The 12,112-nt window shown below is 70.1% G+C and carries 10 protein-coding genes; all 10 read right to left on the bottom strand.

From position 1 onward, the window contains the following. Positions 1-47 precede the first annotated feature (47 nt). The 10 genes from DCS98_RS12445 to DCS98_RS12400 all read right to left on the bottom strand — a co-directional run bounded on the left by DCS98_RS12445 (position 48) and on the right by DCS98_RS12400 (position 11,814). Positions 48-1,217 carry a M23 family metallopeptidase gene (locus DCS98_RS12445; RefSeq protein WP_116451691.1) on the bottom strand — a complete coding sequence of 390 codons (1,170 nt, stop codon included), beginning with the start codon at positions 1,215-1,217 and terminating at the stop codon, positions 48-50. Then, positions 1,214-2,725 (bottom strand): ATP-binding protein, encoded by a 1,512-nt coding sequence (locus DCS98_RS12440; RefSeq protein WP_116451690.1) that lies wholly within the window; start codon positions 2,723-2,725, stop codon positions 1,214-1,216. The genes DCS98_RS12445 and DCS98_RS12440 overlap by 4 nt, the downstream gene beginning before the upstream one ends. Further along, positions 2,722-4,236 (bottom strand): SCO6880 family protein, encoded by a 1,515-nt coding sequence (locus DCS98_RS12435; protein WP_116451689.1) that lies wholly within the window; start codon positions 4,234-4,236, stop codon positions 2,722-2,724. The genes DCS98_RS12440 and DCS98_RS12435 overlap by 4 nt, the downstream gene beginning before the upstream one ends. Continuing rightward, positions 4,236-5,825: a hypothetical protein gene (locus tag DCS98_RS12430; RefSeq protein ID WP_241037779.1), complete on the bottom strand. Its 1,590-nt coding sequence runs from the start codon at positions 5,823-5,825 to the stop codon at positions 4,236-4,238. Before DCS98_RS12430 ends, DCS98_RS12435 begins: the two co-directional genes overlap by 1 nt. Before the next feature lie 43 nt (positions 5,826-5,868). After that, on the bottom strand, positions 5,869-6,564 hold the full coding sequence (locus DCS98_RS12425) for a hypothetical protein (protein WP_338070213.1): 696 nt from the start codon (positions 6,562-6,564) through the stop codon (positions 5,869-5,871). Between the two features lie 119 nt (positions 6,565-6,683). Next, positions 6,684-7,067, bottom strand: coding sequence for a hypothetical protein (locus tag DCS98_RS12420; protein WP_241037776.1), 384 nt, complete (start codon positions 7,065-7,067; stop codon positions 6,684-6,686). Next, positions 7,064-7,933, bottom strand: coding sequence for a hypothetical protein (locus tag DCS98_RS12415; protein WP_241037773.1), 870 nt, complete (start codon positions 7,931-7,933; stop codon positions 7,064-7,066). The genes DCS98_RS12420 and DCS98_RS12415 overlap by 4 nt, the downstream gene beginning before the upstream one ends. Before the next feature lie 409 nt (positions 7,934-8,342). Beyond that, positions 8,343-10,247 carry an NACHT domain-containing protein gene (locus DCS98_RS12410; protein ID WP_164704538.1) on the bottom strand — a complete coding sequence of 635 codons (1,905 nt, stop codon included), beginning with the start codon at positions 10,245-10,247 and terminating at the stop codon, positions 8,343-8,345. After that, the gene (locus DCS98_RS12405) at positions 10,244-11,170 is read right to left on the bottom strand and encodes an NACHT domain-containing protein (RefSeq protein ID WP_164704537.1); all 927 of its coding nucleotides are present in this window, start codon (positions 11,168-11,170) and stop codon (positions 10,244-10,246) included. Before DCS98_RS12405 ends, DCS98_RS12410 begins: the two co-directional genes overlap by 4 nt. Beyond that, positions 11,092-11,814, bottom strand: coding sequence for a hypothetical protein (locus DCS98_RS12400; protein WP_164704536.1), 723 nt, complete (start codon positions 11,812-11,814; stop codon positions 11,092-11,094). Before DCS98_RS12400 ends, DCS98_RS12405 begins: the two co-directional genes overlap by 79 nt. Positions 11,815-12,112: the final 298 nt, after the last annotated feature.

Below are 12,112 nucleotides of genomic sequence, written 5' to 3'. Positions count from 1 at the left end.
GTCCGTGGCGTAAATGGCTCCTCCTTGTTCGGTGGCTTGGGAGCGGCTCAGCCGGGGTTGGGTGCGAGCAAGTCGACGCCGCGGTCGGCCAGCCACGGGACGGGGTCGACCGGCGCGTCGTGCTGGCGCACCTCGAAGTGCAGGTGGACGCCGGTGCTGTTGCCGGTAGAGCCCTGGAAGCCGATCAGCATCCCGGCGGTGACCTGCTGGCCGGGGGTGACGGTGAAGGCGGACAGGTGCCCGTAGCGGGTGGTCACTCCGCCGCCGTGGTCGAGCTCGACGAGGTTGCCGTAGCCGGCCAGGCTCAGGTTGCCGTCGCGGTCGCAGTAGGCACTGGCGCATGCCGCAGTCACCACGCTGCCGTCGGCTGCGGCATAGACGGGGGTGTTGCGGGGGCCGGCGATGTCGACGCCGGCGTGCAGGGTGCCCCAGCGGGACCCGTAGCCGGAGGTGACCGTGCCGGCGGCGGGCCGGATCCAGGAACCGTCGGCAACCGACAGGCCCGGGCAGACGCCGGACGCTACGCCAGCCTGGCCGCCCGCGGTGCCCTCGGCGGCGGGCCAGAGCATGGCGGTCAGCTCGCGGGCGAACGGTTCCCATCGGGCGTAGGCTCCGCCGGCGGCCGAGATCTGCACGGCCTGGGCCGCTTGGGTGAGCGGGATGCTCCGCCAGTTGGGCACCTCGACGAGCCGGGCGTAGAAGGCCTCGGCGGCGTAGGCGGGGTCCATCAGTTGCGCGACGGTGCCCCAGCCGGCGATCCAGCGCTGCTGGAAGGTGTTGACGCTGTCGTGGTCGGAGCCGAGTCCGTCGTGCGGGTACTGCAGGCTGGTGGCGGTCACCGCGGCCTGCTCGGCGGTCAGCTCTTGGCTGTTGCCGTCATTGGCCAGCATCCGCAGCTTCGACTCCTGGTACGCGGTAGCGAGCGCCACGGTCGCCGCGTAGGGGTCCAGCGCGCCGGCCGCGGCGAGGTTGACGATCGTCTGCGCATGGCCCATCTGGACGGCGTCCAGTTCGATGCCGGCGACGGTGGCGCCGGTCCCGCCGATCGAGCAGGCCGACGACGCGGTCCCCGCCCCCGTCTCGGGGGCGCCGATGACCGCCAGCGGGATGAGCAGCAGGGTGAGCGCGGCGAACAACGGGACGGCCGCTGGCGCAGCGGCCTTCCACAGCCATCGCCTCGCATACTCCTGAGCCGCGTACGGCGCCGTCCCGCTCATACCGGACGTCCTGTGAGGGCCTCGTTGGTGAAGGTCAGGCGCAGCTCGGGCTCGGTGAGGACGGTCTGCACCTTGAACGCCCGGTCACCGACCAGCCACAGGGCGCGGCCCTTGCCTGCGACCGCCCAGCCGGTGACCACCCGTTGGGCGATCGGGGTCAGGCCGAGCATGCTGCCGAGCTCGTCGCCGACGGCCTGGTCCTGGCCGTGCAGCACCTTGACGTCGCACAGGTGCAGCAGGTCGCGGGCGATGGCCACCGCCTGGGACGAGGCGTCGCCGGCGGCGAGCATGTCCGAGGGCTTGTGCGCCAGCAGGATCTGCACGTCGGCGTCGCGGCGGGACAACCGCAGGTTGGCGTCCAGGCTCTTCATCGCCTCGGCGCCCAGGCGCATCTGCCGCCAGGTCTCGTCGCGGACGACGATGCGCAGGTCACCGGGGTCGGCGATCTCCCGCATCGCCTGACCCCAGGAGTTCAGGCAGGTCAGCGCGATGCCGACGGCCTGGTCACCGAGCGGCTCCAGGCGGGACAGCGACAGGGACTGGATGGGCGCCCGCCAGTCGACCTCAATCGACGTGTGGTCGTCGAACAGCCCCGCCAGGGAGCCCTTCACGAGGGAGCCGAGGGCATCGCGCAGGGTTCGGGTAGCGTCGAGGAAGTGCTGCCGGTCGGCGTAGCGGCAGCAGGCGACCAGCTCGGCCGTGGGCTCGTCCAGCGCCCGCCACAGCTGCGGAATGGTGATCTCGGTCAGCCGGGTGGCGCCGATGCGGTAGCCGGTGAGCAGCCGCAGCGCCTCGCCGACGGCGGTCTCCTCCACCGGACCGAACGGCACGTGCTGGGAGCCGACCAGACCGCGGAGCAGCACGATCCACCGGGCGAACATGATCGCCTCGCGGCGGCGTGCCTCGGCGGCATCGAGCCGGTCCCAGCCGTGCCCGAGCGGGCCGAAGGCCAGCGGGTTGACCCGCGCCGACAGGCCGTGGCCGATGACGAACGGCTCTACGCCGAGCGCGCGGCACAGTGGCTCGTACTCGTCCTTGGTGTCACCCAGGATCAGCGTGCGATAGCCATAGCCCAGCATTCGCAGCGCGAAGGCCTTGACGGTGGCGGACTTGCCGCGCCCGGGCTTGCCGAAGACGACGACGTTGGGATTGGTGACCGGGATGCCGTCGTCGGTGACCCAGCCAACCGGATCGCAGTAGAACGCCCCGCCCGACAGCAGGTCGAGGCCCATCTGCGCGCCGGTGGGCGGCAGTCCGCTCGTGGCGATCAACGGCCACACCACCGGTGTCTGCTCCGACGTCATTCGCCACACCGACAGCGGCGCAAGCGCCACTGCGCGACCCCGGCCGCGGCCGCGCGGCCCGAGGCGAGGCACGAGCTGGGTGAACGGCCCCCGCTCCCGCTGCGCGGCGGCTGCGGCAGGGGCGCTGGGGAGTCGGTGGCCGAAGTCGTCGAGCAGGACGGCGACGTCCCGACCCCGGCCCTGGCCCCGCGTACGGCGGCTCATCGCCGGCCCCGGCGGTCGGGCAGGCCGACACCCAGTGGGATGGCTGCGGCGGCGAAGCCGGAGTCCTGCGCCAGGTCCAGCCGCAGCGGCACGTAGCCGGCGGCACGGATCGACGCGGCGAGCCGGCGGCCGTGCTCGGTCACCGGCCAGGTGGCGGGCACGGTGACGCACGCTGCGACGGCCGGGCGGACCAGCGCCCGCCCGGCGGCCAGCTTTTCGTCCGCGACGCCGATCCGCTCGGTATCGCGCCGCTGCCGAGCCCGCTGGCGGAAGCCCATCCGGGCACGCAGTTCGTTGCCGGTGGTGGCGCTCATCTCCTCCCTGCCCACGATCCGGGTGGCCCGCGCCGGCGGCAGGGGCTGGAGGAACACCGTCAGACAGCGCCGCTCCCCCGCCGTCGTGGGCACCAGTACCGGGGCCAGCGCGCCCAGCACCGCCCCCTGGTCGGGCAGCAGGATGGTGTCGGTGACCGACGCCCACGCGTCGTGCACGTAGTGCCGTACCTCGGCTCGGGCCTGGGTGGGGCCGGCGGCTGCCATCGGCACCCCGGTCGCGAGGCGCTGCCCGTCGGCGGCGGCCAGGTCGGCGGCGACCAGTTGGCCGCGGTCACCGGGGGCGAAGCCGGTGCGCACCGCGGCGGCGAGCGCAGCGGAATCCATCCAGGTCACCGCCGTGCAGCCGACCGGGCCGCGCAGCGCAGCCTCGATCTCGGCCATCACTCCGTGCAGCACCCGGGCGCGGCCGTCCACCCCGCCGCCGGACTCCTTCGCGGCGCGGCCGATCCGTCCCTCTCCGACCACCACGGTCACGAAGGCCTCGGTGCGTACCGCGGCCGGTGTGAGGGTGGCGCCCAGCAACGCGTTCACCCGGGTCGCCAGCGGCGCGGCGTCCGCGCGTGCGTGCGCCCGTTCCCAGGCGGCGCGCTCAGCGCCGTCGTCGGGAACGGTGCGCACCTGCAGGGCCAGGACGTCGACCAGTTCCGTGCGCGCGGCGAGCTCGCACAGCTCGGCCAGGCCGGCACCCATCCTGTCCCGCTCCCCCGGCTCGGCCAGGCCGATACCGGGATGGGCGAGACGCGCCACCACCGCCCAGGTGCGAGCCGCGGAGTTCTGCACGATCACCGGACGGGTGAACAGGTGCCCGTAGGGCGGGCCGTCGTGGGTACGGACGCCGGCCAGTACCCCGGGCAGGTCCGCGTCGGACAGGTCCCCGGCCGTCCCGGACGCGGCTCGGGAGCCGAACACCGTCCAGCCCATCGCTCCTCCGATCGCGTACAGGCAGAGATCGCCGAACCAGCGGCCGGCCGCCCGGCCCCGGATGGGGACCAGCAGCACTACGGCAAGCAGGGCCCACACCGGCAGCCAGATGGCGAACAGCGCCCATGCCTGGGCGTTGAGGGTCAGCAGCGCCGGCACGCCGGCGAGGGTGACCAGGGCCAGCTGGGCGCCGGTCATGCCGAGGAACCAGCCCGAGACGTCCTTGGCGTAGTCGCCATAGCGGTGCGCGCTCATCAGGCATCGCCGTCCCGAGGAGAACCGCCATCGGGCGGTCGAGGGGCTGGAGACTCCGCACGTCCGCCGGGTTCGGAGCCGTTCCACTGCTCCCTCGGCCAGCTGACGGCCGTGCTGCCGTCGGCACGGTCGACGACCGGCGACCACAGCGGATCCGGGATCACGCCAACGGGCTGAGCGGCGTCGTCGTACGAACGCGGCGACCCACCGGACGGTGCTGGACCCGAAGTCCCGGTGGCCTGTCCGGTGCTGCCTGCGGTGACCCGGCCTCGCATCGACTGCCCGTAGTAGGGGGCGGTGTGTCCGATGCCAGCGCCGGAGAGCACGTCGGCGGCCGAGGCGGCCACCCCGGCCGCGAGTCGGCCGGCCGCCGACGTGCCGGTGGTCAGCGCATGGAGCGCGCCGGCGAAGCGCCCGCTGGTTGCGCCATCCGCGGTCGACTCGCCCTGCGCACGGTCGCCGGCCAGCTGTGCCGCGGCCCCGGTCGCGGCCACCCCACCCGAGGCCGCGACCGCCGCAGCACCCGCGGCTCGACCTCTTCCGCCGCCGAGATTGCCTAGTGCGCCGGTGACCCCACCGGAAGCGACGAGCGAGGAGCGCAGCGCTGCTCCGCTGGAGGTCCCCGGGTCGACGAAGGCCAGCAGCCGGAACAGCGCCAGCGGGCAGATCGCGCCGAGCAGGATCAGCAGGCAGCCGACCACCGCCATGCCGACCGCAGCCTCGGTGCTCGTCTCCTCCGCCCCGGCGACGATGCCCTCCGTGATGGTCACACCGACACCGAGGACGAGGACTGCGACCGGGGAGACCAGCAGCGCGGCGAGGAACCAGCGCAGACTGCGCCAGAACCAGGCGCTCGAGGACTGCGCCAGCAGACCACCTGCCGAGATGGCTGAGGTCGCCGCGAGCACGATCAGCGCGGCTTCGCGGACCAGCATCAGCAGCAGGTAGCCCACGCTGGCCGGCACCAGCAGGAAGATCGAGCTGACCCCTAGCACGGTGGCGACCGTGCCGTCGACCAGGTCGCGGCTCACGCTGATCGACGGCTCGAAGGCGGCCATGGTGTCGATGTCAAGCAGGCTGCGCAGCAGGCCGGTGGTCAGCCCGGAGACGCCGGTGACCAGCAGAGCGGCCACACCGACGTAGCCGGCCCAGACGAGCCCGAACTGCAGCAGCCCGATCAGCAGCCGGCCCAGCGTCTCCCCGTCGCGACGCACGGCCGCGACGCCCAGTTGAACCAGCGCCATCAGCGCCGCCACGGTCGCGCCGATGCCGAAGGTCACCGGATACACCCCGGCCAGCGGGCCGCCGGCGGACAGGTCGGGGGTAGCCAGGGCGTCGATCACCGAGAATGCCAGTCCCAGCAGCCACAGGCCCGCTTCCCAGAGCGACAGCATCGCGCTGACCCACACGTCGGCGACCACGGCCCCGGCTGCCTCGCCGATCACGCAGAACGGGTTGATGGGCAGACACGGCAGCGAGCCGTCGTCCGCCGCCGGAGTCACGGGGAACGCCACCACCATCGGGTCGGCCGAGGCCGGGGCGGCGGCCACCAGCCAGCCCGCCGCAGCCAGCACGAGGACGACGACCAACGCTCGCGGGCGCGACCATCTGCCGCGCCGACCGAGCGGGTGCCTAGACATAGCGCAGATCCCGCCAGCCGGCGGCGATCGCCGCCTCCGTGCCCGGCCAGATCGACGGCCCCGGCGCCGGCTCCGGCCCGGCGCCGATCACCCACCGTTCTCCGACCCACGTCATGCGCTGGCAGTCGGCGATCGCGATTCGCGAGGTCTGCTCCACGGTGACGGTGAACTCGAAGTTCACGCAGACCACCGCGAAATCCGGGCCCACCGTGCCCTTGATGAGTCCCATCACCGGGCGGACGACGATCGCCAGCTGCGGCGAGCCGGCACCGGACAGGCCCGCGGCCGACAACAGGTTCGCCATGCCATCCACACCGGACCAGCTCTCCGGAGTCGGGCCACCCGGTGCGGCCCACTCGGCGATCACCCGCCGCACACCGTCCATCGAGCCGGTCTGCATCGCCATCACGTCGATCGCCGCCAGCTGCGCCAGGGCACCCTCCGGAGTAGGGGGAAAGCCGATGGGCACGTCGGCCGGGCCGACACCCGTGGCGCGCGGCACCTCGAGCACGCCCGCGGCCTGATTCGACACCGGCCCGGGCAGCGCGTCGTCCGGCTCAGCGGCCGGCATCGGCGCGGCGGCGAGTTCGTCCTCTCGGGTGACCGACGCCGACGACGTCGTCGAGTCCGTCTGGCCCGCCGGTCGGGCGGGCTCGTCGTCGGTCAGGCCGGTGACGATCGCGAGCACGAACCCGGCCAGCACGGCCAGCCCGGCTACCGCGCACGCGACCACTGCCGCGAGCAGCTTCGCGGGACTCCACACCGCGGGCGCAGCGCCGCCGACCCGCCCCCTCTGCCGGCGGCGCATCAGGTGCACCCGCTACCGGTGATCGAGTCCAGAATGACGAGGATGACCGTGTAGGTGATGGCCACCATGACGACGACCGCGACGCCCATCGCTCCGTACCGGGAGGCGTGCGGATGGGAAAAGATCCGGCCCACCAGGATCGAGCCCAGCGAGATGACGGCGCCGATTCCGATCAGCGCAAGCACGCCCCACTTGACCCACGCCGTCACGTCGTTGGCGAAGGTCTGCATCCCCGGCGGCGCCTCCGGGCAGACCGCCGCGGTCAACTCCACCGACGCGGCAGAAGCAGGCGACGCGCTCAGCACGACCAGCACCGAAACGACCAGCACCACAGTCTTGGCCGCTCGTACCGCTGCGGGAGCGGTCCGGCGGTGGTTCATCATTCGGGCTCCTCCGCCGGGCCCGTCCGGGATGGCTCCGCCCGACGCCGATGACGGGGCTGCGGCGCCACGGCCGGCACCAACAACGCGGCCAGCGACCGACCTGCGGCAGCCACCGACTTCGGCAGTCGGTCGCCGGTCAGGCCGGTGATCTCCAGTCGCCGGTCGATCGGCACCCGGACCACTCGGTGACGAGACCGCAGCTCAGCCAGCCGGGGTCCGCAGCTGGCCTCCACCGCCCGCGGCCACCGGGCCGGCCCCACCGCGGCCACCAGGGCCTCGTCGCCGACGGCAGCCAGGACGCGTTCGGTCTGCCGCACTGCAGGAACCGACACCCGGGTCACCACGACCGACCGCTCGTCGTGGACGAACGCCTCTGCAGACCGCGTCTCCAGCAGCGCGGTGGTGAGCGGCCAGCCGGCGTCCACGACCATCAGCCGTGCCTCCCCGTCACCTTCCGGTGGGGATGGCTGTCCGTCGGCTGGACTTCGAGCAAGGCGGAAGAGGTCGAGGTGCCCGCGGCGGCCGCGACGCCACCAGCCGCCCTCTGCACCCAGCTCGATTCTCGCCGCCGCCACCAGCCCCGACCGGGCCGGCTCGGTGTACTCGACCAGCTGCGTCCGCCGACCGTCCGCCATCGCTTCGGCGACCGCCATCGCCACGGTGGACGCGCCAGCTCCGGCATGGCCGGCGAGAACCACGACGATGGGAACGCGGGCTTCGAGCTCTTTCCACGGCAGGCAGGCCGGAATCTGCCGACGAGGTTCGCGGCGGACCTCTCGCGAACGGATGCAGCCGCCGAGTGAAGTGTCGACGTCCTCCCGGCCGTCGAATTCTCCCGCCCGAATCGCGATAACCGCTGCGCGCATCGCCGGGACTGACAGCCTCGGTGTTTGAGGCGGCAACAACAGCGTGCTGGTTAGCGCCGGCGCGCGAGGCGATACGTCGCCGCTCAGCGAATAAGACCGGGACTCTTGGTCCCCTAATGCGGGGCTGCAATGCATACGGGCACCGTGCCCGGGTAACCTCCGGTCTTCCTCCAGTCAGTTCCGAGGCGAAGTCTCGATCCTCAACGCGTGCACAACCGACCACATACCGCGACTGGAGGAGCGACCCTGCTGGCTCTTGGAAGGCAAGTACCTCGACATCCGCGCGCAGCGGCCCTTGCGGTCGCCGGCTTGGATGCAGTCAGAGCCTCCGACCGGCGTTATTGGAGCATCGGAGTGGCCAAACCTTAACGCCTGGCAAGGATCGCTTCCTGGGGAGCGGCTCGCTAACTCACTCGCTGGACCGGAACCAACCGTTCTCCTTCGCAGTGCGGGCGATCGGCGGCAATCCACTCAACCGGTTCGCCTCCACCTGGATTGCCTTTTCTACGATCTCTGAGGGCCATACCTCCGGATGCTGTAGGACATCCTTGGCCGTCGCTGCCGTGATCGCGCCGAGCTTGACCTCACCAGCCCAAGCCCCGTCAGGAAGGGTTTCGCGCGTGCCCCTCAAGTCACTGATCCTGACGGTCTTGCGCTGCCCCAGCGCCCGGAGCATCTGCCGCCGATCACCCATTCCGGGCTCGAGTAGTTCAACGTAGGCCGTAGCCGACTTCCTTGCCAGCTGTTCACTACTGCTATCGGTCGCGACCAGGCTGAGCAGCCCCAGCGAGCGCCCTGAGAAAGACACTAGGCCACGGCGCAGAGGATCGTGGAGCACCAACTGCCTCGCCAGCGGTGACTTCATGAACGACGCGATGGCTTGTTCCATCGCCCGGTAGTGCTTGGGCACAAGCGCGGCGCTAGCCACATCGATTTCGGTGGAGAGCTGAACAATCACCGGAAGCCGCACGATCGTCAACACCGAAAGCAGCCAGACGCGCCTATCCAGCACGCCGTTCGCGCATTCCCCCTGCGAGCGCCACCAGTCGGCGTCCGAGCGGTGCTCGCGTGCTCGCATCTCGCGAGAGAGCGCCGACGCCAACCGGGGCGCCGAGTTCGCGACCGTGCGTTCCGCTGCGGCAAGATCAACCGATGACGGCAGGAGCCCGACGGCCTGACGTGTCAGCCAACTGTCTCCCCAGACTTGCACCACCTGCGCCAGTCGATCGACCCAGACCTTTGTGTCTGCGTTGTGAGCTGGGAGTGCACGAAGCGGTTCCATCGCGGTGAGAACATCTGCAACAAGCTTGCGTCCCGCCGCTGAACGGATTCGCGTGCGGGCGCTTGATGGCCCGGCATTCCCGCTCTCACGAGGATGTCGGAGCAGCACCGCGCGCGCCGCCCAGACGAGCTTACCCAGAGGGGTGGAGGCATCGAGGGAGAGCACGTCCACCGCTCCGTCGCCAATCTGCTCCTTGCAGACCGCGAGCACATCGTCCGCGTTTCCAGCGTATCCGCCGCGCGCCAGCAGCTCGACCCCCCACCGGGTGTCACCGTCCGCGTTCGAGACGGCGTTCGCCAGCTTGCCCTCTTGCTCGGCACCGAAAGCGGCAATAGCGCCGAGGTCGGCCGCCGTTTCGAGCCAGTCACCGGACGGCTGAAACTTGCTCCACCACCACTTAGTGAGGTCGGCCCGATCCCCGTGACGCCTGAGCATCCGCGCGGCAGCCTGGCGCGTGCCATTCGCTGCCGGCGACGCAAGGCGTGCCTTCAAGTGGACCACGGCCTGGTTCCGTCCGGCGTCCTCCGCGAAGGTAAGTGGCCGGCCCGTCTCCTCCAAAAACCCGTCTTCGGCAAGGACGACGCCGGAACCGTCCAGGATGAAGTCGACCACCTTGCGAATCGTGTCGCTTGGCTGGCCCTGGTACGCCCGATCGTCCAGCACGCGCCCTGCCGTCAGGCGGAGGTGCGGATGCAACTTGAGTTCCGGCTCTGCCTCGAGCTCACGGAGACTGCGCTCGATCCCCCGCACTTCAATTTTGGTGAACATGCCAACGAAGAACCGACAGGTGTTGAGCCAGTACGGCCGCGCCAGCAGTGCGTCGAAGCAATCGACGCGAGAGTTCCCGACGCCCCGCGGGTCCGCGTACTGGTTCACGTAAGCCGCAGCGAAGTATTCGCGCAGTGACTGGACCTCGAATTGGAAGTACCCGGGAGTTCGCTCAACCAGACACAGCACGCGACCTTCCATCGCCGCAAACAGTTGCGCCGCAAGCTCCTGACCCTTCTCTCTGCCGGCGAGGTGCCGAATCAAGAGCTGCTTAAGATCGGTCCGGGAGATATGGCCAGCGCTGCCAGAGCCCTCAGCCTGTTGCTGAAGGTGCCACCCAAGAAAGGCGTGGACGTCCTCGATGACATCACGGTCCGACGAGAGAAGTGGTTCCTTTCCTCGGTCTGCTCCCTGTCTAGAAACGTTTGTACGTACTCGGAGTACAGCTCCGTTCGCTGCTGGGGCAGGAGGCCGCGACGATGCAGCAGATGCAGCAGGATGGCGAGTTGCATGGGGTAGGACGCGAGGTCTCTGATGTGCGGGAGACTCTCGTGCTCCAGGAACGTCCGCAGCAACTTGCCTGCGGTTTCCTGCGTTAGCTCGGCGACCATGGTCCAGCGCTGCAGGTACTGCAGGCGCAGACCCGCCGTGAGCTTCTGGAGATGAAAGACCGGGAACTCGGTCGATGACCAAAGTGGTGACGTCGTCATCCCCGGACGGGTCGCCACCACGATAACCAAGTTGTGAGCGTCGGCTCCAAGGCGGACGCCGGTACGAACAATTTCGCTCGCAACTCGGTCACGGTGCTTCAGGTTCGCGACCTCGTCCAATCCGTCGAGCGCAAGCAGAACAGGTTCGGTCGCAAGCAACGTGGATAAGTCGTCCACTCGGAACTTTCGGGCACCGCCGTTCTTGCCGATCTGGTCAGCGATATAGCGCTCCAGCTGCGGCCAGCCGTCATTGCCGAAGCGCGACGGCACGGCGGTTCTCGCTTGCTTCTTGGCGACGGCGGACTTGGCCTCGACCGCGGCAGCTGTCGAACTGGCCCACTGAGCGTAATCGCGCAGGTCAAGGCGGATCGGCACACGCATGACATCCGTCAGGGGCTTCAGGCCCTGCGCCTCGCCCGAATAGTCCGTTGCCCGTCGATGTCGAGCCCGATGAAACTGGCAGAGATACTGGAGCACGTCGACTTACCCTGCCCCGGCCCCCCGACCACGAGTGCATTTCCACTCCACTCGGGATGCAGGAGCGCCTGCGCGGCTCCAGTGACGACAAAGCCATCGTCCGCCAGGGCATCGCCCGGCCGGTCGGCGGCGATGCGGGCTAACAATGCTGCGGCAGCCGTGTCTCCACGCGAAGCGAACGGCACGTCGACAAACATCGCATCAACCCGCGGCCCCTCAAGCTTGACTTGGCGGAACAGCACCTTGTCGTCGGCTTCGTACTGGTCTGCAATGTAGGCGCGGACGGTGCCGGAGATGCGCTCTCTGCGCTCCTCCTGCCGCTCGTGGCGGCGCTTCATCTCAAGGAGGGTATTCGGGTCGTACGCGCGACCTCTCTCCGAGTCGATGAGCGTGTGGTGGACGCTGCAGAGAAGAACCCGATTCTCGTATGTCTCGAGCTTCTCCTTAGGAAATTTCGGGTCATAGCGCGGACCGTCGGGCGTCGCCGAATAGATATGCGCTTCCTCGCCGATGATGGTCTGGAAGGTCTCCCCTGTCTTGGCATCGACCTGATCCTCAGTCAGTTGCCTCCGACACTGCGGAAACGCACAGAGGTGACGGGAACGACCCCACAGGATCCTCCGGTCTTTCCTCGACAATTCCACGGGCATCCCTTGCGCACGACGACAACGGCGCGCTAGATGGATTCTCTCAGAGCGGACCGACAGCCAGCGCAAGGGCACACCGTCGTGCTCCCACTGACCGCCGGACCGCGTGAGCCCATCCGCCGACAAGGAGGCAGAGCCGCGCGCAGCAGTTCCGGGTCTCCGACGTCCTACCGCGGTCGGTAGTTCGCACTCGGGGCTTGTCGAGGGGTCGGGCGGATGCCCGGCACGGCGGCACACAGTAGGCCCCAGGTGATGCGCGGTACAGAAGCGGCGTCCCCAAAGTCCCGCGGGACCG

It is taken from the genome of Blastococcus litoris (assembly GCF_003075095.1).
Lineage (GTDB): Bacteria > Actinomycetota > Actinomycetes > Mycobacteriales > Geodermatophilaceae > Blastococcus_B > Blastococcus_B litoris.
This window is presented reverse-complemented; position numbering and strand designations above follow the sequence as displayed.